We start from the raw sequence: 23,382 nt of genomic DNA on the forward strand, positions 1-23,382 counted from the left end.
GACGGCAAAATTGCCCTCAACCCAAATAACGGGAGCAGGAAAACTTTTATCAGCTTAATGATGTATAGACATTAAATGTACCTACACTTGTGTCCACAATCCAATTAGTCACTGCTCCCATCATGGCCCGCACCGTTCTGCACCTCGCCAACACCCGCGGCCACGCCAATCACGGCTGGCTCAATTCCTTCCACACGTTCAGCTTCGCCGGGTACAACGACCCTGAGCGCGTGCACTTCGGCGCGCTGCGCGTGCTGAACGACGATACCGTATCGGGGGGTATGGGTTTCGGCAAGCACCCGCACGACAACATGGAGATTATCTCCATTCCGCTGGCCGGCGACCTGGAGCATCAGGATTCGATGGGCAACAAAACCGTCATTCGCCAGCACGACGTGCAGGTGATGAGCGCCGGCACCGGCGTGGCCCACTCCGAGAAAAACCACAACAGCAAGCAGGAAGTGAAATTTCTGCAAATCTGGGTCTTCCCGAACCAGCACGGCATCAAGCCCAACTACGGCCAGGAAACCTTCGCCCCGGAGGCCCGCCACAATCGGCTGCTGCAAGTGGTATCGCCCGCCGGCGATGGCAGCAACCCGCATATTCAGCAGGATGCCTGGTTTCATCTTGGCAACCTCGATGCGGGCTTCACGACCGATTACGCCATCAAAAAAGCCGGCAACGGCGTCTACGCTTTTGTGCTGGAAGGCGACGTCACCATCAACGGCCAGGCCCTGCACCGCCGCGACGGATTCGGCCTCTGGGAAACCGATAAGCTGGCCATCAGCGCCGACAGCAACGCTGAGCTGCTGCTGATGGAAGTACCGATGGAATTCTGATTGGTTGAAAAATAAAGGAACGTGATGCCGAGCGTAATCGAGGCATCTCGCGCACGTCATTGCACCGATTGAGTTACTACCACACGCGAGATGTCTCGGCTGCGCTCGCCATGACATTCGTAAACTTACAACCCTACCCCACCACCGCTACTCCATGAAAACCCGCCTCACCCGCGCCGCCGACCGCGGCCTCAAAGACATTGGCTGGCTGAAGAGCCATCTCTCGCTCAGCTTCGGCCCCTACCCCGACCCTGAGCGCACGGGTTTCGGCCTGCTCCGCGTGTTCAACGACGACGTGGTGCAGCCGGGCGGCGGTTTCGGTATCCACGGCCACGCCAACATGGAAATCATTTCGGTGATGCTGGCCGGCAGCATGAACCACAAGGATACCCTGGGTTACACCGAAGTGGTGCACCAAGACTGGGTGCAAATCATGAGCGCGGGCAGCGGCCTGCGCCACGAGGAGCACAACGTGGGCGACACCGACGTGAACTTCCTGCAAATATGGATTGAGCCCAAGCTGCAGAACGTGGGCCCGCGCTACCAGCGCCGCCAGTTTCCGGAGGATAAGCGCGCCAACCAGCTCACGACCATCGTGAGCAACGAGGAAGGCGCAGCCCACTGCTGGATTAATCAGAATGCCAAGCTCTCCCTCGGCTACTATCCCGAAGCCCAAACGGTAGACTACACCTTTCGGCCGCTGAATAAGCTGCTGTTTCTGTTCGTCATCAGCGGCAGCGTGACGGTGGCCGGCCAAGAAGTAGGCACTCGCGACAGCCTCGGCATCTGGGAAACGGACAGTGTCAGCATCGAAGCCGTGGCGGGTGCGCGGTTCTTGCTAATTGAGTGCCCGATTAACCATTAGCAGCGCGAACTTTTAGTTCGCGTCCCTACGCTGCTATAAAGAGCATATCTGACAAGGTCTTTTGCCATGTCAGCGCCTGCACGTGCGCCCCATCCAGCACCAGCGCCCCGGCCGGCTGATACGGCGCTTCCATCGCCTGCTTTATCACTAGCAGCGGGTACATGATGCTGGATTTCCCCGAGCTATTGGTGCCCGCCAGCAGCGTCAGCGGCCGCACGTGCAGCGTGGCATCCACCAACGACTTATATCCCTGCACCCGAATCTCCCCGATGAGCATGTAGGGCGGGCGGTTGGCCGGCGCGGAGGCTCCCGGTGCCGGAACTGTTTTTTTGGCCATAGCGGCAAAGTTTGGCCTTACCGTGCAGATTTTCTGCTGCTGGAACCAGAGAAGCAAGCGCCGCGTATTCCGCGCTCACATCTTCCCCATCCCCGAAATCTCATGGCCGAAACCACTCTTAGAGCCGTCGCCGCCAAAATGGCGAAGCTCGACATCGCACTGCTCACCACGCACACCAGCCGCGGGAAACTCAGCACCCGCCCCATGAGCAACAACGGCGATGTGGAATACGACGGCAACTCCTACTACTTCACTTACGAAGGCTCCCGTACCGTGAGCGACATCACCGAGAATCCGCACGTCAGCCTCGGCTTTTCCGGCCCCGATTGGCTCTACGTCTCCGTGGTGGGCACCGCCACCCTCATCCGGCAGCGCGCCACCCTCGAAAAGCACTGGCTGCCCGAACTCAAACGCTGGTTTAAGGACGGCATTGATACGCCCGGCATCGTGCTCATCCGCGTGCAGGCTCAGCGCATCAAGTTCTGGCACGGCGAAGAAGACGGCGAGATAACGATGTAGTCGCGGAGCAGCTACAGCATTGCTAACAGCACGTCATGCCGAGCGCAGCCGAGGCATCTCGCGTGCCGAAGTAACCCTTTTCTGGTAATTGGTTTACTATTGCAAGCGAGATGCCTCGGCTACGCTCGCCATGACGTGCTGGTGACTTTTACCCTCACCCCTCCTACCTTAAAACCCATGAAACACCTCGTTGTCCTCACCGGGGCCGGCGTCTCGGCCGAGTCCGGCATCCGCACCTTCCGCGATACCAACGGCCTCTGGGAAGACCACCGCGTCGAGGACGTAGCCTCGCCCGAAGGCTTTGCCCGCGACCCCGCTTTGGTACTCGATTTCTACAACCAGCGCCGCGCCCAGGCCCGCACCGTGCAACCCAACGCCGCCCACCTGGCGCTGGCCGGCTTTGAAGAGCAGCCCGGCTGGCGCGTCAGCATCATCACTCAGAACGTGGACGACCTGCACGAGCGTGCCGGCTCGGCCGACGTGCTGCACCTGCACGGCATGCTGAACCAGATGCGCTCGGTGGCCGACGACACCATCGCCTATGACTGCCCCGGCGATATTCACCTCGGCGACCTCGCCCCCGACGGCCAGCAGCTGCGCCCTCACATCGTGTGGTTCGGCGAGCTGGTACCCGCCATCGAAGAAGCCGCCGAAACGGTGAGCACCGCGGATGCCTTACTCATCGTGGGCACCTCGCTGCAAGTTTACCCGGCCGCGGGCCTGCTGCACTACGCCCCCGCTGCCTGCCCCGTTTTCGTCATCGACCCGCACCAGCCCGAAGCTGGCCGCCGCGGCGTGCGCTACGTGGCCGAGGCCGCCAGCACCGGCGTACCCAAGGTGCTGCGGGAGCTAGCTTAATGCCTTCGGCTCAATGAGGAATGCTGCATTTCTAGCACATTTGCAAATTCTCCATTCCTTATCAAAAAATGGCTTCCGCCTTCGCTCATGCTGCCCTGGGTGCCACCCTCGGCAAACTGCTTCTTCCCCACCCTCGGCACTGGCCCTACTGGGTGGCGGCCGCCCTTTGTGCCGCTCTGCCCGATGTGGACTCCGTCGGCTACCGCCTGGGTGTGCCCTACGCCAGCCTCTGGGGCCACCGGGGCCTCACGCACTCGCTGCTGGCGGCCGCCGTGGTGGCGGCCGTGGGCACGCTGCTGGGCCAGGTAGCCCACCCGGCCCGGCGGCCCGCCGCCGCACGGCTGGCGCTGCTGCTTTTCCTGGCCACCGCCTCGCACGGCCTGCTCGACGCCCTGACGACCGGCGGGCTGGGCGTGGCATTTTTTAGTCCCTGGCACCCGGAACGGTATTTCTTTCCCTTTCGGCCCATTAAGGTGTCTCCGCTGAGCATTCGGGCCTTCCTGGGGGCCAAGGGCTTGCGGGTGCTGGCTAGCGAAGCGGTCTGGGTGGGCCTGCCCTGCCTGATGCTCCTGTTGCTGGGGCAGCGGTGGCGGCAACACCAGCGGCTTGGCTCGGCAAATAAGTAGTCTCGCGGCGGCCGGAGTGCGTACTTTATCCCGCGTTCTGCGTATTCCAAGGCATATTCATTCTTTATGCGCCTACTCTTTCTCTCTGCGCTGGCCGCGCTCGGACTTACCACTGGTACGCTTTCCGCTCAAATTGCCCCTCCGGCTCACACTGTTTTTCTGCTGGGCAACACTGCCCAAACTATTTTGCCGGCCAATCGTCTCAAGCTGCTACGCGCTACGCTGGAGCAGCAAACCGGCCCCTTTACCGTCGTGCATCTTGGCGACATCGTGGGCAATACCGGGCTGGCCGGCAAGGGCGACACCACGCTGGCGCAAGCTACCCGCACCCGCGCCGATGAGCTGATTGCGTTGGTGAAGGGGCTGCCGAAGGGCAAAATCTACTTCCTGCCCGGCGATAAGGACTGGGCCAACTCCGGTCCCGCCGGCCTCAAGGCCGTGCGCCGCCTCGAAAAATACATCGAGCAGCAGCTACCCGGCCAGAATGCCTTCGTGCCCACCAACGGCTGCCCCGGCCCTGAGGTGGTAGACGTGGCCCCGCTGGTGCGCCTGGTGGCCATTAATACGCCGTGGTTCACGCACCCCTTCGACCGCCCCGAAGCGCCCGATACTGACTGCAAGACCCTCACCAAAGAGGAGTTTCGCGAGCAGTTTCAGGACCTGATTGACGAAACCAAGAACAAGAACGTGCTGCTGCTGGGCCACCACCCCGTGGTAAGCAATGGCGTATACGGGGGCCACGAGCCGCTCGCGCGCCACCTCAGCCCGCCCGTGCTAGGCACCATTTACGCCGCCTATCGCCAGAACGTGGGCACCCCCCGCGACCTGGCCAACCCGCGCTATCAGGAGTTGCGGAAGGAGCTGCTGAATACGCTGCAAAGCAACCCCGGCGTGATTTATGCCGCCGCGCACGACTTCAGCCTGCAAATCACTCCTTTCCAGGGCAACTACCACCTCGTGAGCGGCAGCTTCGCCGAGAGCGAGCATGTGGGGGCCAAAGGCCAGTCGCTCTACAGTAAGAGCGAGGAGGGATACACCACCCTGGAATACTTCGCCGATGGCACCGTGAAAACGCACGTCTTCACCTTCGATGATAAAGCCCAGGTGGCCAAAGACGCCTACACCGCCACCCTGTTCCGCTCGGCCTGCGCTGAGGGCGGCGACCAGAAAACGCCTGCAAATCCTTTCCTTACCACTTGTCCCGGCACGACCAAAACCGTCGCCGAAGCCCGGCCCGATGCGCCCTTTCAGGCCACTACCGTCGTGGTACCTGGGCCGGAATACAAGCCCACCGGCAGCAAAAACTTCTTTATTGGTGAGGTCTACCGCTCGTCGTGGCTGCAACCCATCACGGTGAAAACGCTGGATTTAAACACCGAGAAAGGCGGCCTGCGCCCCACCGGCAAGGGTGGCGGCCGCCAAACGACTTCCCTCAAGTTCATCGCGGCCGACAGCTCGGAGTACGTTTTCCGCTCCGTGGACAAGGACGTAACCAAGATTCTGCCGCCCGAGCTGCGCAACTCCATCGCCTCCGATATTCTGCGGGACGTGACGGCCACGGCTAACCCCTATTCCAACCTGCCCATCAGCTATATGCTGGACCAGACGGACATTCTGCACGCCCGCCCGCGCCTGTTCCGCCTGCCCGACAACCAGCAGCTTGGCCCCTACCGCGCCGACTACGCGGGCCTGCTCGGCACCCTCGAAGACTCGCCGAAGGACCCCAAGCCCAACCTGCCCGGCTTTGGCGGCTCCGACGACGTAACGCGCAGCTTCGGGCTGTTTCGTAAGCTTTACAAAGACCACGACAACAAGGTGGACGCCCCCGCCCTGGCCCGCGCCCGCGCCTTCGACATGCTGGTGGCCGACTTCGGCAAGCACGAGGATAACTGGAAGTGGGCCGGGTACAAGCAGAAAAATGGTGGCACACTTTACCGCCCCATCCCGCGCGACCGCGACCAGAGTTTCACCCTCTGGAACGGCCTACTCACCTACCTCGCCAACCGCGAGTGGGCCGTGCCCAGCATCGAAGGCTTCAACGCCGAGTTTCAGGACATGAAAAGCCTGAACTGGCCCGCCCGCCACCTCGACCGCTTCCTGCTGCAATCCCTCAGCCGCGAGCAGTGGCAGGAGACGGCCCGGTACCTGCAAACTAAAATTACCCCGTCCGTTATCGACGGGGCCACGGCCCAGCTCCCGGCCGAAATTCAGGATAAGTCGGGTCAGGACATCAACCGCAAGCTAAAAGCCCGGATTCAGACCCTGCCCAAGGCCATCGACGCGTATTACCTGCTGCTGGCCCGTCGCGTCGACGTGGTAGGCTCGAACAAAGGCGAGGTCTTCCAGGTAAACCGGATGCCCGACGGGCAGGTACGCGTTCAAATGTTTGACCGGGCCGGCGACACCGAAGCCCCCCAGGGCACGGCCCTGTTCGACCGCACCTTCAAGCCCCGCGAAACCGAGGAAGTATGCCTTTATGGTCTCGGTGGGAAGGATATTTTCACCGTCACCGGCGAGGGCGGCAAGCACAGCATTCTGGTGCGCCTAATTGGCGGCGATAGCAAGGATAAAATTGCCGATAACTCGACGGCCACCGGCCTGCGCGCCCGCACCAAAATCTACGACTTGCCCGGCACCGACCTCCAGCTCGGCCCGGAGTCGGACAACCGCACCAGCCCCCGCCCCGGCGTGAATGAGTACGACCGCGAGCAGTTCGAGTTCAACTCCTACAAGCCCAGCATCGGCCTGTTTTACAACGCCAACGACGGCTTCGGAGCCAGCGCGGGCATCACATTTCTGCGGCAGGGCTTCCGCAAGCCGGGCTTCAAAAACATGTACTCGTTTGATGTCCAGGGCAGCCTCAACGGCCTGTTCCAGTTCACGGCCAGCACCCGGCACCGCTACGCCATTGGCAAGGTCGACGTGGGCGCTACGGCCAGCTACGGCAACTACTTCCCCTTCTACCGCTTCTTCGGGCTAGGCAATAACACCGGCTTCGACCAGACGCTCTACGACAACAAATTCTACAACGCCCGCTACCAGGGCTACACCGTCAATGCTTTTCTGGAGCGCACCTACTTTCAGCGCAGCGTCATCCGGGTCGGCCCCGCGTTTGAAAACTACACCAGCGACTTTGGCGGCAACACCTACCTCGGCACCATCAACACCCGCCCCGCCGATGTGCGCCCCAATACCAGCAACCAGCGGCTGTTGGGCTTGAACGGTGTATTCGACCTCGACCTGCGCAACCGCCCCAGCTTCGCCCAGCGCGGCGTGCGCATCCGCGTGCAGCACGACTCCTACCGCCAGCTCACGAGCACCAAAAGCAGCTTTGGCCTTACCCAAGGCTTCGCCGAGTACTACGGCACCGCCAAAATCGGCCTGCCCGTCACGCTGGTGCTCAAAGGCGGTGGGGCCAAAAACTACGGCCCTGATAACGACATTCCGTTCTACAAATTCGCCGGCCTGGGCCAGAACGAAGGCCTGCGCGGCTACTACCGCAACCGCTTCAGCGGCGATGCCAGCCTGTATTACAACACCGAATTACGCCTTGCCCTCGGCCAGGTCAAAAATGGCTTTCTGCCCTTCTACTACGGCGTATTCGGCTTCTACGACCAGGGCCGGGTGTACTACCAGGGTGCCTCGCCCGGTGGCTGGCACTCGGGCTACGGCGCGGGCTTCTACATCGCTCCGGTGGTCGAAACGCTGGCCTTCGCCGTGTCGTACCAGAAATCGGTGGAAAGTTCGCTCATTCAGTTTGGCCTCGGCTTTCGGCTGGATAAATAGGACCGCAGATTGGGTGAGATTTCAGGATTGAGTAAGATGCTAAGGGTGATGTGAGATTCGCCACGCTACTTTGTAGTCAAGTGCCTCGAACCGTTGTCGACTCCTGCAACTTACTTCATCTTAAATCTCACCTAATCCGTGGTTATGGAAGCATTTTACAAGCATAAGGAGCTAACCGGTCTTATCATCGGCAGTGCCATGCAGGTGCATAATGTGCTAGGAAACGGATTTGCCGAAGTCATTTATCAGCTAGCGCTAGCTATCGAATTGGGGAAGCAAAAACTTCAGTTCGCACGGGAGGTAGAGATGCCTATTTTCTACGATGGCCAGCAGATTGGCCTGCGCCGCGTCGATTTCTTCGTGCAGGGCTTAATTTTGGTCGAATTGAAAGCCGTTGCTTTATTAGAAAAAGTGCATTTAGCGCAAGGACTAAACTACTTAGAGGCTTTCGGCATCGGTACGGGCTTACTCATCAATTTTGGCGCTCCGAGCTTACAGTTTCGGCGTTTGATAAGCACCAAATCAGTACAGTTGTTCCCCAACAGCCAATAAGCGCCCGGCCCAGACCACAACCTTGTGCCGCCAACACTTACGCAATCCTAACACATTACCGCGTTTGGCCACGCCAACCCGGCAGTCATCATCTTACTTCATCCTAAAATCTTTACCATCTGCGGTATGAATTTCCCTCTTCGTAAGCTCGCCGCCATTGATATCGGGTCCAACGCCGTTCGTTGTCAGATATCAGCCGTGCTGTATTACGAGGGTCGCTACCGGCTGAAGCGCGTGGAGTACGTGCGCTTTCCCATGCGTCTGGGCGAAGACGTATTTGCCACCGGCGAGATTTCGCCCGTCAAGGAGGAAAAGTTCATCAAGTTCCTGCACTCCCTGCGCCTGCTGATGGAAGTGCACGACGTGGCCCACTACCTGGTGTGCGCCACCTCTGCCATGCGCTCGGCGGCCAACGGCGCGGCTATTGCCGCCCGCGTGCGCCAAGAGTTGGGCATGGAAATTAAGGTCATTGACGGGCAGGACGAAGCCTTCTACATCAACCGCGTCATCGAGCACGTTTTGGAGGACAAGCGCCACTACCTGCACATCGACGTGGGGGGCGGCAGCACCGAATTCAATATTTACCACGACCGCCGCAAGGTAGCCGCGCAGTCGTTCGAAATCGGCTCTATCCGGCGCATGCAGCAGGAAGAAAGTGGCACCGCCAACACGGCCGCGCAGGCCGAGCTCTGGGCCCGCATGGAAGAATGGGTGCGTCACAATGCCCGGCAGTACCACGTCACGCGCGCCATTGGCACTGGCGGCAACATCAATAAAATATACAGCCTCACTTCGTCGGCTCCCGATAAGCACATTACCCGCCGCAGCATCGAGGCTACCCTCAACCGCCTTTCGGGGCTGAGCATGACCGAACGCGTGAACGTGGCCATGCTCAACCCCGACCGCGCCGACGTCATTATCCCCGCCGGCCACATCTACCTCTCGGCCATGCAGTGGGCCAACGTCAACACCATGGTCGTGCCCGACATCGGCCTAAAAGATGGGATGCTGCAGGCCCTGTTCGAAGAGTTTTTCGACGAGCTGAACCCTGATGGCGGCCACAGCGAGCACCCACCCGTGCCCGACGTGAGAAACGAGCCGGCCGAGCTGGAGTAATGAAAAAGGGTGTGAGGGGTTGAGGGTGTGCGTTTGAATTCCGAGCCTCACACCCTCATACCCTTTCAGCTAAGCCTTTGCCGCACCCACGGCCGCCTCATCAATATGCCCCACGGGCGTGGCATCCTCCTCACAAGCTTCGTCGTGCTCGCCTTCGCCGAAGGTTTCGTCGGCCTCATCCGCTGCTTCGGCTGCTTTTGCTTCCATCGACTCCAGCACCGTGAGCGCTTCCGCCTCTTCCGACGCCTGCAATGCGGCTGCTACGTCGGCGCGGCGCTGGGCCTGCACCCCGAGCAGGGCCAGCAGGCCTTCGGGCGAAGCGGTAGCCAGCTGCGCTTCGTCGCGCTTGAAAAAGTCTTTGTGCACGTTCACCACCGGTTCGCCGGGCGCGGGGCGCTGGCGGATATACGCTCCGTCTTCGCGCATCACGTAGCTGTTCTGGTTGTCCATCATGTTCATCATCAGAATATTGATGGCCTCGCGCCGGAGCTGCGGGTTCACAATCAGGAACAGCGCCTCAATGCGCCGGTCGAAGGACCGCACCATGATATCGGCCGAGCCGGCATACACCTTGGCGTCGCCGCCATTGTGGAAATAGAACAGGCGCGTGTGCTCCAGGTACTCGCCCACAATGCTGCGCACCTCAATGTTTTCGCTCAGGCCCGGCCGCCCCGGCCGCAGGCAGCAGATGCCGCGCACGATAAACCGAATGGGCACGCCCGCTTTCGCGGCCTTGTAGAACTCGTCAATAATCTCTTTGTCTTCCAAGGAGTTCATCTTCATCACGATGCCGCTCTCGTGCCCCTTTTTAGCGTGCTTCACTTCCTCCCGAATGAGGTGAATGAGCTGCTGGCGCATGTCCTTGGGCGCGGTGATGAGGTACTCGTAGTCGTCGGGCTGCGAGTGGCCGGTGATGACATTGAAGAATTCGGACACGTCGTGACCGTACACGTCGTTGGTTGTCAGCAGGCTAACGTCGGTGTAGAGGCGCGACGTTTGCTCGTTGTAGTTGCCCGAGCCGATGTGCACGTAGCGCGTCACCTTCTCCCCCTCCTTGCGGATAATCATGAGCAGCTTGGTGTGCGTCTTGTACTTGCTCACCCCGTAAATCACGAAGCAGCCGGCTTTTTCCAGCCGTGCGCCTTCGCGAATGTTCTTCTCCTCATCAAAGCGCGCCTTCACCTCGAACAGCACCGAAACGTGCTTGCCGTTCTCGGCCGCCTTCAGCAGCGCCGCCGATACGCGGGAATCGTCGGCCAGACGATAAATCGTCTGCTTGATGCCCAGCACGTGCGGGTCCACGGCGGCCTGCTCCAGCAGCCGCACCATCGGCTCGATGCTGTTGTAGGGGTGGTGCAGCAGCACATCGTGGTGCTTCAGGTATTCGAATAGGTTTTCGTCGGCACCCTCGGGCAGGCTCAGTGGCGGCACCGAGGCCGGCGTTTTGGCCCCGCGGCCCCGGAAGCTGGGGTGGCGCACAATCTGCCACAGCCCTTTCAAGTCAATGAGGGAATTGATGACGAAGACGTTGCCGTTATCGATATTCCACCGCTCGCGCAGCACGTTCATGAGCACGGGCGAGGCGTTGGGCTCCACTTCTACGCGCACCACGCGGCCGCGCTTGCGCGTTTTCAGGCCCACCTGAATCTCCTTGATGAAATCGTTGTCGATGTCGTCTGATTCCTCCAGCGTGAAATCCCCGTTGCGACTGATGCGGAACAAGTCGGCCGACAAAATCTCCACATTGCGGAACAGACGCGGCAAAAACTCGCGCACTACTTCTTCAATGGGCACAAAAATGACCTTATCCTTCCGCGTGAGCTCAAAGAACCGGGTCAGGTTCTGCGGAATCTGCACGAAGGTGAGGCGCTCCTGCCCTTTCTCGGCCTCGCCATCGAGCCCCACCGCCAAGCCGTTGCCGATGCGCGTGACCACTCCGAAGATGAGCATCTGGTTCATCATCAGCGGAAAGCCGTGGTACGAATCGTACACCATCGGCGTGAGCAGCGGAAATACCGTGTTTTTGAAGTAGCCGTCGGCCTTCTTCACTTCGAGCTCGGTCAGGTCGCTCATCTTCAGAATATTGAACCCGTTCTTCTCGAAGTTCGGCTTCAGCTCATTCAGGTAAGTCAGGCTCTGGTCGTTCACGAAACGGTGCGCGAAATCGAGCAGTTTGCGCCGAAACGGCAGCTCGCGCAGGCCCGAGTAGTCGATGCGTTCTTTGCCGTAGTCGAGGTAGTTGTACAGCGAGCCCACGCGAATCATAAAAAATTCGTCGAGGTTGGAGCTGGTGATGGCCAGAAACTTAAGCTTATCGAACAGGCCCCGGCTGGCGTCCTGCACCTGGTCGAGCACCCGGTAATTAAACCGCAGCCAACTCAAATCGCGGCTGATGTACTTGCTTTTACGGATAAGGTCGGAGGACTTGAAGAGCTTCATAATTGGGTAGTGGAATGCGGGGCAAAATACGCTAGCAGCCGCCTGTAAATAACCTATTACGTGGAAATAATGGCCGTGGCCTCAATTTCCACCAACAATCGCGGGTCAATCAGCGCCCGCACTTCCACCATCGAAGTCACGGGCCGAATTGCTCCGAACACCTCGCCGTGCGCCCGCCCCACGGCTTCCCACTGCGCGATATCCGTCACGAAGATGCGCGTTCGCACTACATCGGCAAACGATGCCCCGGCGGCAATCAGGGCTTCCCCAATTTTCTCGAGGGCGCGCCGGGTTTGGGCATTTATATCCGCTTCACCCGTAACAACGTCGCCATCCTGTGCCGTAGTACCGGCTACTTCCACCACGTTGCCTACGCGCACGGCCCGGGAGTAACCGACGATGGGTTCCCAGGGAGCGCCGGAAGAAATTAATTGTCGCATTGCAATAGCTTCAAAAATGGGCAAAAGAAAAGGCCCGCTTTGCAGCGGGCCTTTTTTACGAAAGCGGCCGGTTAAACGTCCAGCTTGGCATACTTGGCGTTGCGCTCGATGAAGTCGCGGCGCGGGGCCACTTCGTCGCCCATCAGCATCGAGAACAAGTGGTCGGCTTCGGCAGCCGACTCTACGGTTACCTGCTTCAGGGTGCGGGTCATGGGCTGCATGGTGGTGGTCCAGAGCTGCTCGGCGTTCATTTCGCCCAGGCCCTTGTAGCGCTGCACGTTCACGGTTTCGGGCTTGCCGCGACCGAGGTCTTCCTGGGCCTTCTGGCGTTCCTCTTCGGTCCAGCAGTAACGCTCCTCCTTGCCACGCTTCACGAGGTAAAGCGGTGGCAGGGCGATGTAGATATAGCCCCGGTCCACCAGCTCACGCATGTAGCGGAAGAAGAAGGTCAGAATCAAGGTCCGAATGTGCGAGCCGTCGATGTCGGCGTCGGTCATGATGATGACCTTGTGGTAGCGCAGCTTGTCGAAGTTCAGCGGGCCGGTTTCCACGCCCGTATCGTCGGTCGTAAATGCCAGCGACTTGCGCTCATTGAAGCCCACACCCAGCGCGGTAATCATGTTCTTGATTTCCTCATTTTCCAGAATGCGGTGCTCCTGCGCTTTCTCCACGTTCAGGATTTTACCGCGCAGCGGCAAAATGGCCTGAAACGCACGGTTGCGCCCCTGCTTGGCCGTGCCCCCAGCCGAGTCGCCTTCGACGAGGTACAGCTCGCAGATTTCGGGGTCCGACTCCGAGCAGTCGGCCAGCTTGCCCGGCAGGCTATTGCTCGAGAGCACGCCCTTGCGCTGCACCATGTCCTTGGCCTTGCGGGCGGCGATGCGGGCCTTGGCGGCCAGAATCACCTTTTCCATAATGCGGTTGGCCTGGTTGGGGTTTTCATCCAGGTACTGGGTCAGAATCTCCCCCACTACCGAGTTCACCGCGCCGCTCACTTCGGAGTTGCCAAGCTTGGTTTTGGTCTGGCCTTCGAACTGCGGCTCCATCACCTTCACCGAGATAACGGCCGTCAGGCCCTCCCGGAAGTCGTCGCCGGTGATTTCTACTTTGGCTTTTTCGAACAGCTTGTTCTTGTCGCCATACGATTTGAGCACCCGCGTCACGGCCGAGCGGAAGCCCGCTACGTGCGTGCCTCCCTCAATGGTGTTGATGTTATTGACGTAGGAATAGACGTTTTCCTGGTACGAAGTATTATACTGCAGGGCCACTTCCACGGGTGTGCCGCCCTTCTCGCTTTCCACGTAAATGGGTTCCGAGAGCAGCGAGGGCCGCTGCTCGCCGTCGAGGTACTGCACGAAGTCGCGCAGGCCGCCGGTCGAGTAAAACTCGTCGCTCCGGAAGCTACCGTCTTCCACCGTTTCGCGGCGGTCGGTGAGGGTGATGCGGATGCCTTTGTTCAGGTACGAGAGGTCGCGCAGGCGGCCGGCCACCTTATCGTACTGGTACACGGTTTCGGTGAAGATGCTGGCATCGGGCAGGAACTGCACCTCGGTGCCGTGCTCGGGGGTATCGCCCACTTCCTTCACCGGATACTGCGGGAAGCCGATTTTATACTCCTGCTCGTACATGTGGCCGTTGCGGCGCACGGTTACCTTCAGGTCAGTGCTGAGCGCGTTCACGCAGCTCACACCCACGCCGTGCAGGCCGCCGGAAACCTTGTAGGAGCCTTTGTCGAACTTGCCGCCGGCGTGCAGCACGGTCAGCACCACTTCCAGCGCCGACTTGCCTTCCTTGGCGTGCCAGTCGACGGGGATGCCGCGACCGTTGTCGCGGACGGTAACCGAGTTATTTTCGTTGATGGTAACGTTAATCAGGTCGCAGTGGCCGGCGAGGGCCTCGTCGATGGAGTTATCGACCACTTCCCACACCAGGTGGTGCAGGCCTTTCAAACCCGTGTCGCCGATGTACATGCTGGGCCGCTTGCGCACGGCCTCCAACCCTTCGAGTACTTGAATGCTGTCGGCAGAATAGTCCGACTGGGGAATTTTTGCGGTTGTTTCGCTCATGAGGGCGGGATTAAATCAGGTCATTAAACAGCGCAATAGGCTGCCAGGTACTGAACACTCAAAAGTACTTAATATATCCCATTTTTACGTATTTCTGCGGTTTTTTTCCCGGGATTTTTTTATTTTTATCCATGCGTTTCAGCGCCTTAGGCCGAAACCAAAACCCGCAGGGAAAAGCAGTACAGCGGCGGGGCCGGAAACAACAAAAGCCACCCGTTGGGGTGGCTTTTGTAAGGACATTGGTGGCCCCGTTTGGATTCGAACCAAAGACCGACTTCTTAGAAGGAAGTTGCTCTATCCAGCTGAGCTACGGGGTCGAAAACGGGGCAATCAAATGTCGGGGTGGCAGGATTCGAACCTACGACCTCCTGGTCCCAAACCAGGCGCGATACCGGGCTACGCTACACCCCGAGGAAAAAATAATGTTGAGCTTAAAAAACGACTAGTCGGTTGGAGCCCCAACAAGCTGCTTTCGCAACCCAACATTATAGTGGAGAAGGGGGGATTCGAACCCCCGGTAACCTTTAGAGCTACGGCAGTTTAGCAAACTACTGGTTTCAGCCACTCACCCACTTCTCCGGCTGTTGTTCGCTTCCGTTCGAAGCGGGTGCAAATATACGGGCCGATGTGAAAGGGCCGCACTTTTTGCGAAAAATTTATTCAGAAATTTGAAAATAGTCGTCGAGCCCATCTCGGTACTCCCGCCGCCACCGGCAGGGGCTGGCCGGGCATTAGGCCGTAATATTGGGGCCTAGCCAAACGTAACTTGCTGAACTGGGCGTATCCTGATTTTATACCCGCCGCCTTGCTGCTGGCCTTAGCCCTGTTGCTGCTGGGCTGGTACTGGCGGCGCAGCGGCCGGCTGGCGCGGCTGCTGGGCACCCGCGCCCGGCACCGCGGCTGGAAAATGGTACTGCGGGTGCTGGTGGGCGGGCTGCTGCTGGCGGCGGCCCTGGGCCCGTCGCTAGGCGTGAGCCAGAGCACCGTGCGCACCGCCGGCAAAGACGTGTGGCTACTGGTCGATGTATCGCGCTCGATGGATGCGCCCGACGTGGTCCCCTCCCGCCTGCTGCGCACCCAGGCCGAGCTCCGCGAGCTGGTGGCCCAGTTTCCGGCCGACCGGCTGGGCGTGGTGGCCTTCGGGGCCGAAGCCGTGGTACAGTGCCCGCTCACCTATGACCAAGAGGCTGTACTCACCTTTCTGGGTACCCTGCGCACGGGGCTGCTGCCGCCCGGCCCCACTACCCTACGCGCACCGTTGGAGCTGGTACTGGCCCGCCTGAGCGCGGCCCCGGCCCTCGCCCGGCCGGCGGCGGCCACGCCGCCCCGGGCCACGGCGCTGGTAATTGTGAGCGACGGCGAAGATTTTGGTGAAAACCTCGAACCCACCCTGCGGGCGCTGGCTCGCACCGGGGCGCGGGTGTACCCGGTGGGCGTGGGTACGGCGGTGGGCAGCAAAATCCCCAAAGCCAGCGGTGGCTTCATTGTCGATGGCCGGGGCCAGGCAGTCCAGACGCGACTGCGCGAGGCCCCGCTGCTGCAACTGGCGGCCCAGACCGGCGGCCAGTATTTCGCTTTAAATAACCAAGCCAACGGTTTTGAGCCGTTGCTACGCGCGTTGCAGGCCATGCAGGGACCAGCCGAGCAGGTGCGAACCGTAGCCGTGGCCGACAACCGCTACCGCTACCCGCTGGCGGCGGCGCTGCTGCTGCTGGCACTGGATGTGGTACTCACCGTAACTGTTATTCGCCCATGAAAACCGGCCTGATGCTGCTAGTGCTGGTGTTGGGAGTGCCGGGCCTGCGCCTGCTCACAATGGTGCGCGACCGCAACCTGGCCGTGGCCGACGCCACCGCCGCCTACCGCCGCGGCGAACCGTTGTTGGCTGCTCATAACTTCACAAATGCGTTGGCTACGGCCAGCCTGCGTGCTACCCCCGACCCGCGCCTGGTGCTGAACCTGGGCCACTCGCAGGCGCAGGCCGGGCAGCTGAGTGCGGCGCAAGCCACCTATGGAAAGCTGCTGGCCGGTAGCCCGGCACGGCTGAGTAGTGTGGCGCGGCAGCAGTTGGCCGTGCTGGCCGCCGGGCGCGGCGAGCTGGCCCAGGCTGCCACCCTACTGCGCCAGGCCATTGTGCTGGACCCCACCAACGCCGGGGCGCGCTACGACTTTGAGTTGATGAGCGACTACCTGGCCCGGCGACCCAACCGGCCACAGCTCCTGCCTCCCCCCCCCGCGCCGGCGTCGAAACCGAAAGCGGCACCCGACAAGAATGGGGCGCAACCCAACAAGCCCGCCGAGAAAGCCGGCACCGACCGCCAGGGTAAAATCAACGATATCAAGCCGGCCGCCAACGCCAGCACGCCCCCGGCCCCGCGCCCGGATGCGGCCGGCCAACCCGACAATCGCCAGCCCTCGGCCCTGCCCGGGGCAGCAACCGGCAGCCGCCCGCCCGGGACCGGCTCGCCGCAACCAACCGTCAGCGGGGATAACTCCGGAACCCAGCGCGGCCTCGACCGGGGTACGGGTGGTGGAACAGCCTCGCTCAATAATCGCGGCAATCGCCCGGGTGCGGAAAACGCCACGGCGGCCGACCTGTCGCTGCAAACCCAGCGCGAGCGCCTGCAGGCCATGAGCCTGAGCCCCGCCCAGGCCCGCCAGCTGCTGGAGGCCCTGCGGGCGCAGGAGCAACAGTATTTGCAGCAGCGCACCCGACCGGCCACGCAGAAGGCCGACCCGAAACGGCCGACGTGGTGAGTAGCAAGTGACTAATGGTGAGAGAGTACGTCATGCTGAGCATAGCCGAAGCATGACGCCTGCTACAAGTTAACCATTGGCCCAACGCCATAGGTTAGTGGTGGCACGCGAAATGCTTCGGCTACGCTTGGCATGACGTATTACACTATTGTTCATGGCGAATGAGCCAGACACCAACCGACGACGGCGTTCTCCGTACTTTTGCGGCCGTATTCAACCTCCCACCCCCCACCCTTTTATTTTCCTGATTATGCAGATTAAAGAAGTTGTCATCATCTCGGCCGTGCGCACGCCGATTGGCTCGTTTGGCGGTTCACTCGCTTCGCTGTCGGCTACTGAGCTGGGAGCCATTGCCCTGAAGGGCGCGCTCGACAAAGCCGGTGTGGCCGGCTCGGAAGTGAACCAGGTGATTATGGGCAACGTGATTTCGGCCAACCTGGGCCAGGCTCCGGCCCGCCAGGCGGCCAAAAAAGCCGGCCTGCCCGATACCGTGGAGTGCACGACGGTGAATAAGGTATGCGCCTCGGGCTCGAAAGCCATTATGATGGCCGCCCAGAGCATTATGCTGGGGCAGTCGGACGTGGTGCTGGCCGGCGGCATGGAAAGCATGAGCAACGTACCCTATTACCTCGATAAAAACCGTTTTGGGGCCAAATACGGCAACGGACAAGTAATTGACGGCCTCGTGCGCGACGGCCTCTGGGACCCCTACAACGACTACGCCATGGGCAACGCGGCCGAGAACACGGCCAAGGAAATGGGCTTCACCCGCGAACAGCAGGACGCCTTTGCCGTGGAGAGCTACACCCGCAGTGCCGCCGCCGCCAAAGCCGGCAAGAAAAAGGACGAAATCGTGCCCGTGACCATCGAGAACCGCGGCAAAACGACCGTTATCGAAGACGACGAGGAATACCTGAAAGTGGATTTCGCCAAGCTGCCCGGCCTGCGCCCCGCTTTCACCAAGGACGGCACCGTAACGGCCGCCAACGCATCGACCCTGAACGACGGTGCCGCCGCCGTGCTGCTGATGAGCCGCGAGAAAGCCGATGCCCTGGGCCTGTCGCCCATCGGCCGCATTCTGGGCTTCGCCGATGCCGAGCAGGCCCCGGAGTGGTTCACGACTTCGCCCTCGCTGGCGATTCCGAAAGCCCTGAAGAATGCTGGCAAAACGGCCGCCGATGTGGATTTTTACGAAATCAACGAAGCCTTTTCGGTCGTGAGCCTGGCCAACAACAAGCTGTTGAACCTGGACGGTGGCAAGGTGAACAAGTACGGCGGGGCCGTGAGCCTGGGCCACCCGCTGGGCGCTTCGGGTGCGCGCATCGTGACGACGCTGATGAACGTGCTGAAGAACGAGGGGGGTAAAATCGGCGTCACCGGCATTTGCAACGGCGGCGGCGGGGCCAGCGCCATTGTAGTAGAGGCGCTGTAGGCACCCCAGAACGTCACGGTGAGCGCAGTCGAAGCATGACGTTACTTACAATTAATTGAACGAGCCCCGCCGGATAAAATCGGCGGGGCTTTTTTTGGCCCGAATTTTAGCACTCATTCCTGACTGCACGGAAACCGCCTTTCCTGCGTTCTTGCGCCTATGAAATACTTACTGCCTTTTTTTCTGCTGCTGTTGGCGGTTCCCTCGCACGGGCAGCGGCTGAAACGACTGATTACCTACTACGACTCGACCAAAGTGCATCCGCACGAGGTGTATACCGCGCTGGTAGCGGCCGATACCTTGCCGCAGGGCAGCTACAAGCGCTTTTACCGCACCGGCAGGCTGGAGCAGCAAACCAGCTTCCGGCAGGGCAAGCGCGACTCGTCCTACGTCGAGTTTCATCCCAGCGGCACGCGGCGGCTGGAGGCCACGTACGTGGATGGCGTGCGGCAGGGACCATTCACCACGTATTACGATGATGGCAAGCCGGCCCAGACGGGGTTTTTCGTGGATGACGAGCCCAATGGCGAACTCACCTACTTTCATCCGGATGGCTCCGTTCGTTTGAAAACGACGCTGGTAAAGGGCCAGCCCAACGGCGCGCTGCGGGCCGTGTACCCCGACGGCAAGGTGCAGGCCGAGGTGAACTACGACAGCGGCCAGCCCAACGGTGCGGTGAAATTCTACTACCCCAACGGGGTGGTGCAGAGCGAGGGCACCTTCACGCGCGGGCTGCTGTCGGGACCCTACATTACCCGCTATCCCAACAACCAGATTGAAGTGGAAGTGCTGGCCGACAAGAACGGCCGCGGTCGCTACCGTAGCTACTACCAGAGCGGCAAGCTCCAGACGGAGAGCACCTATGCTCCCGCCCCGCTGGCGCTGCGCCCGGTGAAAAACCCCCTCGGCGACGACCTCACCAAGCGCGTGTTGCCGCCTACCGGCACCACCAGCCTTGATGGCCCGGCCACCAGCTACTACGAAACCGGCCAGGTGAAGAGCAAGCTGACTTACCGCAACGGCATTCCGACCGGCAAAGGCGTGGAGTACTTCGTGAGCGGCAACCCGCACGAGGAAACCGATTACAGCAACGGCGGCCGGGACCGTAAAATCACCCGCTACCAGGATGTGGCCGGCAAGGTGGTGCAAGCCGAGGAGCAGTTCAAAAATAACCGCCCCGCTGGCACCTGGCGCGAATACTTCCCCGACGGCAAAGCCGTGCGCGAAGCCGCAACCTACGGCCCCAGCGGCCGGCTGGTGGGCGACCGCATTACTTATTTCGAGAACGGCCAGATGCAGACCCGCCAACCGTACCTCAATGGCTTCCTGGGTGGCGTGGGACAGGAATATTTTCCCTCGGGCAAGCTCCGCAAGGAAACCACTTACGTGCGCAGCCAGATTCAGGGCCCCTTCCGCGAACAGCGCGAGGATGGCACGCTGGCCGTGAGCGGGCAGTACCGCAACAGCCGCCAGAGTGGCATCTGGACCTACTACAAAGAAGACGGCACCACCGTTGACCGCACCGTGACTTACCGCAACGGCCAGCAGGTAACCGACCCGGTGAAGCAGCCCAAAGCCAAGCCCCGGGCCCCGCTAAAGCGCAAGTAGCGCTCACCGATATCTGAACGTCATGCAGCGCATTCTGCACATAAGGCAGCGCCGGAGCACCTTGCCCGCTCCATGCAATCTAATCGTAAGCATTAGTGTGTACTGGCAAGTTGATTCGCTGCGCTGAGCATGACACCCAAAGTTGTTTACTTCTACGAAGCCTCGACCATCTGGTCGGGGCTTTTTGCTTTTTCGGAGGAATACAGGGCTGCGCAGGCAACTGCGAAATGTATCCGTGCATCTACCATCGCGAATCCCGAGCCAGTGAAATAGCTGAATGCTCCGGGCGCCAAAATTATTTTTTGGCTCTTACCATCTGAATTTCAACTGCTAACAATTTAGAAAGCTTGGCTTAATAGAAATTTATTTCTCCAGTACCTTGCGTTGCAAAGTACCTGCTTTACATTTGTTCCATCCAACACCCAGTAGCTGCCGTCGACGTGTACCAAAGACGACCCGCTAGCTGGCGCGGATTTTCACTCACCGGGGATTTGGGCCCCGGACCCCTCCCCCGAGCAGCGGAACCGCGGCCGCTGCCGGACCTGAGCCGCCCCTCGCCCGACCTCATCTTTTTTTCCTGCACCATGAAAACCTTTCTCGCCTCCTTCGTTGCTTCTAAACTTAGCTGCCTATTGCTGGGCGCGGCGGCGGTTACTTTCCTTCCGCTGAGTGCTGCCTCGGCGCAAACTGCCGGGCCGGGCCGCATCAGCGGCAGCCTGGTAGAAGCCGGCTCGAGCAAACCAGTGCCCTTCTCCGATGTGCTGCTGCTGCGCGCCGCCGACTCCACTTTCGTGGCCGTAGCCCAGACCAGCGAGCAGGGCGGATTTAAGGCCCTTAACCTGCCCTACGGCACCTACCTGCTGCGCGTGCAGGACATCAACTACCGGGTATTGCGCCGCCGCTTCAACCTGACGGCCAGTGCTTCAACCATCGAGTTTCCTGCTTTTGAAATGACGGCGGCCTCCGCCACCCGGCTGGGGGAAGTGGTGGTAACCGGCGAAAAAGCCACCGTGGTCGAAGAGCTGGGCAAGCGCGTGATTAACGTGGAAAAAGACCTCGGCAGCATCGGCGGCACGGCGGCCAACGTGCTGCAAAACGTGCCTTCGGTGAGCGTGGATGTAAATGGCACGGTGTCGATGCGCGGCACTTCCAACCTCACTATCCTCATTGATGGCAAGCCGGCCGGCGTGGGCAACGGCGCGGTAGGCGGCCCCCGCCTCGACCAGATTCCGGCCTCGCGCATTGCCCAGGTAGAGGTGATTACCAACCCCTCGGCCAAGTACGACGCGGCCGGCGGCGGCGGGGTTATCAACCTCATTACCAAGAAAGACCACAAAGACGGCACCAACGGCACCGCTGCTCTGCAGCTGGGCACCCAGGACAAATACGCCGGCACGCTGAGCCTGAACCGCAAGCAGGGCAAAGTGAACTGGCAGGCTGCCTACGACGGCCGCGACGTGACCTACCAAAGCCACGGCCACGCCGAGCAAACCGCCCGCCTGCTGCTCGACGGCACGCCCGCCACGGTGCGCACCACCCAGAATGGCATTGGCTCGGAGCGGCACGTGAACAACTCGCTGACCGTGGGCGCGGACATCGAGTTGCCCAAAAACCAGACCCTGAGCCTGAGCGTGCAGCCCGGCTCCGAGCGCAACTTCGAAACGGAACGCCAGGTTCTGACCCAGCGCACCAACAACGGCCCCGCCACGAGCACCCGCGGCCAGCAGGAGTTGGACGTGAAAGTGAAGCTGCTGGAATACTCGGGCAACTACCGCCGCACCTGGGAGCAGCACGAAGGCCGCGAGCTGACGGCCAATTTTGGCGGTGTGGTGATTGACGCGAACGTGCCGGTGGTGCAGCGCCAGTTTGCCGAAACCGGCTCGCCGGCGCTGGCCCAGCCGGGCACCCGGCAGCAGCTCAAGCTGGTGGCCAACATCCAGTTTGGGCAGGTCGATTACGTGCACCCGCTACTGGATGGCAAGGGCCGCTTGGAAACGGGCCTGAAGTTAGAGCGCCAGTTCAACCGCGGCTCCAACGCCTTTGGCTACGCCACGAGCGAGTCGGCCAGCAGCGCTTTTGCGGATGACCCAACCCGCTCGCTCACCTACACCTTCGAGCAGGTGGTACCGGCCGGCTACGTCACTTTTCAGCGCCCGCTGGGCAAGAAGTGGAGCACCCAGCTGGGCCTGCGCGGCGAGTTCACGCACAATGGCGGCAGCATTGAAGGCGGCGTGGGCATCGACCAGCGCGGCAGCCTGGCCCAGGACTACTTCAACCTCTTTCCCTCAGCCCTCATTAGCCGGGAGCTGGGCAAGGAAGCCGGCCAGAACCGCCTGCAGCTGAGCTACGCCCGCCGCCTCGACCGCCCCAACTTCATGCAGCAGCTGGCGCTGCCCATTTATCAGGACCCACGCAGCTACCGCCTCGGCAATGCCCACCTGACGCCCGAGTACAGCGACAACATCGAGCTGGGCCACCAGCTGACCTTGGGCGCGGCCACGCTCACCAGCACCCTGTTTGCCCGCATCACCACCGATGCCATTCAGCGCCTGCGCTACGTCGATACCGTGGCCACCCGCCTGGCCGGCCCCGGCGCGGGCCTCATCACGGCCGAAACCTACCGGAACGCCGGTACTATTACCAACCTCGGCGCGGAGTTCAGCCTGAGCCAGCCGCTGGCCAAGTGGTGGCGCATCAACGCCAGCACCTCGCTGTATCGCGCCCAGATTGCCAACAACGGCCTCGGTGCCAACCGCCAGGCCCTGGTGGGCACGGTGCGCCTGACCAATAACTTCACCATTCGCCCCACGCTGGATGTGCAGCTGAGCGGCAACCTGCGCTCGGCCCAGATTACGGCTCAGGGCCGCCAGCTGCCCCAGGGCCAACTGGACCTGGCCCTACGCCAGCGCCTGTTCTCTGACCGCGCCGCCCTCACCCTGCGCCTGGCCGACGTGCTGAACACCCAGCAGAACCGCTCGGAAATCAGCACCGACGCCCTGAGCAGCTACCGCTACAGCAAAGACGAAAGCCGCGTGGGCTGGCTGGGCTTCACGTGGTACATCGGGGCCAGCAAGGCTAAGCCCGGCCGCATCGAGAGCGCGCCGCAGGGCGGTGGCGGCTTCGGCGGCTGAGTTGCCTGAAT

Annotated in this window: 17 protein-coding genes and 3 tRNA genes; 13 read left to right on the plus strand and 7 right to left on the minus strand. The window is 61.1% G+C overall.

What is annotated here, in order from left to right; translation table 11 throughout:
• The first annotated feature begins 122 nt into the window (after nt 1-122).
• Nucleotides 123-839 (plus strand): pirin family protein, encoded by a 717-nt coding sequence (locus ABIB44_RS03290; protein ID WP_354583195.1) that lies wholly within the window; start codon nt 123-125, stop codon nt 837-839.
• Between the two features lie 154 nt (nt 840-993).
• Nucleotides 994-1,704, plus strand: coding sequence for a pirin family protein (locus tag ABIB44_RS03295; RefSeq protein ID WP_354583196.1), 711 nt, complete (start codon nt 994-996; stop codon nt 1,702-1,704).
• A gap of 25 nt (nt 1,705-1,729) precedes the next feature.
• Here the strand turns inward: ABIB44_RS03295 and ABIB44_RS03300 are convergent, their stop codons facing one another.
• Nucleotides 1,730-2,041: an AAA family ATPase gene (locus ABIB44_RS03300; RefSeq protein ID WP_354583197.1), complete on the minus strand. Its 312-nt coding sequence runs from the start codon at nt 2,039-2,041 to the stop codon at nt 1,730-1,732.
• A gap of 102 nt (nt 2,042-2,143) precedes the next feature.
• On the opposite strand from ABIB44_RS03300, the gene ABIB44_RS03305 reads away from it, so the two are divergent.
• The 6 genes from ABIB44_RS03305 to ABIB44_RS03330 all read left to right on the plus strand — a co-directional run bounded on the left by ABIB44_RS03305 (nt 2,144) and on the right by ABIB44_RS03330 (nt 9,498).
• Nucleotides 2,144-2,560 carry a pyridoxamine 5'-phosphate oxidase family protein gene (locus ABIB44_RS03305; RefSeq protein WP_354583198.1) on the plus strand — a complete coding sequence of 139 codons (417 nt, stop codon included), beginning with the start codon at nt 2,144-2,146 and terminating at the stop codon, nt 2,558-2,560.
• Between the two features lie 177 nt (nt 2,561-2,737).
• Entirely contained in the window at nt 2,738-3,418 is a 681-nt protein-coding gene (locus tag ABIB44_RS03310) for a Sir2 family NAD-dependent protein deacetylase (protein ID WP_354583199.1), read from the plus strand.
• Nucleotides 3,419-3,486: 68 nt separating this feature from the next.
• Nucleotides 3,487-4,044 carry a metal-dependent hydrolase gene (locus ABIB44_RS03315; protein WP_354583200.1) on the plus strand — a complete coding sequence of 186 codons (558 nt, stop codon included), beginning with the start codon at nt 3,487-3,489 and terminating at the stop codon, nt 4,042-4,044.
• Nucleotides 4,045-4,110: 66 nt separating this feature from the next.
• A complete protein-coding gene (locus tag ABIB44_RS03320; protein ID WP_354583201.1) occupies nt 4,111-7,830 on the plus strand; it encodes a BamA/TamA family outer membrane protein in 3,720 nt (1,239 codons plus the stop codon).
• Between the two features lie 144 nt (nt 7,831-7,974).
• On the plus strand, nt 7,975-8,382 hold the full coding sequence (locus ABIB44_RS03325; protein WP_354583202.1) for a GxxExxY protein: 408 nt from the start codon (nt 7,975-7,977) through the stop codon (nt 8,380-8,382).
• A 126-nt stretch (nt 8,383-8,508) separates the two neighbouring features.
• Nucleotides 8,509-9,498, plus strand: a complete 990-nt coding sequence (locus tag ABIB44_RS03330) for a Ppx/GppA phosphatase family protein (protein WP_354583203.1) — start codon at nt 8,509-8,511, stop codon at nt 9,496-9,498.
• A gap of 69 nt (nt 9,499-9,567) precedes the next feature.
• Here the strand turns inward: ABIB44_RS03330 and ppk1 are convergent, their stop codons facing one another.
• The 6 genes from ppk1 to ABIB44_RS03360 form a co-directional block, all read right to left on the minus strand.
• Nucleotides 9,568-11,937, minus strand: coding sequence for a polyphosphate kinase 1 (gene ppk1, locus ABIB44_RS03335; RefSeq protein WP_354583204.1), 2,370 nt, complete (start codon nt 11,935-11,937; stop codon nt 9,568-9,570).
• Between the two features lie 56 nt (nt 11,938-11,993).
• Nucleotides 11,994-12,377, minus strand: a complete 384-nt coding sequence (locus tag ABIB44_RS03340; protein WP_354583205.1) for a RidA family protein — start codon at nt 12,375-12,377, stop codon at nt 11,994-11,996.
• A gap of 71 nt (nt 12,378-12,448) precedes the next feature.
• Nucleotides 12,449-14,443, minus strand: coding sequence for a DNA topoisomerase (ATP-hydrolyzing) subunit B (gyrB, locus tag ABIB44_RS03345; protein WP_354583206.1), 1,995 nt, complete (start codon nt 14,441-14,443; stop codon nt 12,449-12,451).
• A gap of 240 nt (nt 14,444-14,683) precedes the next feature.
• A tRNA-Arg gene (locus tag ABIB44_RS03350) sits at nt 14,684-14,760 on the minus strand.
• Nucleotides 14,761-14,780: 20 nt separating this feature from the next.
• Nucleotides 14,781-14,854, minus strand: a tRNA-Pro gene (locus tag ABIB44_RS03355).
• Between the two features lie 80 nt (nt 14,855-14,934).
• A tRNA-Ser gene (locus tag ABIB44_RS03360) sits at nt 14,935-15,022 on the minus strand.
• 226 nt (nt 15,023-15,248) lie between these two features.
• Between ABIB44_RS03360 and ABIB44_RS03365 the strand changes: the two genes are divergently transcribed.
• The 5 genes from ABIB44_RS03365 to ABIB44_RS03385 all read left to right on the plus strand — a co-directional run bounded on the left by ABIB44_RS03365 (nt 15,249) and on the right by ABIB44_RS03385 (nt 23,371).
• Nucleotides 15,249-16,199 carry a VWA domain-containing protein gene (locus ABIB44_RS03365; RefSeq protein WP_354583207.1) on the plus strand — a complete coding sequence of 317 codons (951 nt, stop codon included), beginning with the start codon at nt 15,249-15,251 and terminating at the stop codon, nt 16,197-16,199.
• Nucleotides 16,196-17,200, plus strand: a complete 1,005-nt coding sequence (locus ABIB44_RS03370) for a hypothetical protein (protein ID WP_354583208.1) — start codon at nt 16,196-16,198, stop codon at nt 17,198-17,200. The genes ABIB44_RS03365 and ABIB44_RS03370 overlap by 4 nt, the downstream gene beginning before the upstream one ends.
• A gap of 250 nt (nt 17,201-17,450) precedes the next feature.
• Nucleotides 17,451-18,632, plus strand: a complete 1,182-nt coding sequence (locus ABIB44_RS03375) for an acetyl-CoA C-acyltransferase (RefSeq protein WP_354583209.1) — start codon at nt 17,451-17,453, stop codon at nt 18,630-18,632.
• Nucleotides 18,633-18,791: 159 nt separating this feature from the next.
• Nucleotides 18,792-20,240, plus strand: a complete 1,449-nt coding sequence (locus ABIB44_RS03380; RefSeq protein WP_354583210.1) for a toxin-antitoxin system YwqK family antitoxin — start codon at nt 18,792-18,794, stop codon at nt 20,238-20,240.
• 584 nt (nt 20,241-20,824) lie between these two features.
• Nucleotides 20,825-23,371, plus strand: coding sequence for a TonB-dependent receptor domain-containing protein (locus ABIB44_RS03385; protein WP_354583211.1), 2,547 nt, complete (start codon nt 20,825-20,827; stop codon nt 23,369-23,371).
• Nucleotides 23,372-23,382 lie beyond the last annotated feature (11 nt).

Origin of the sequence: Hymenobacter sp. UYCo722 (assembly GCF_040547115.1) — a bacterium.
Taxonomy (GTDB): Bacteria; Bacteroidota; Bacteroidia; order Cytophagales; family Hymenobacteraceae; genus Hymenobacter.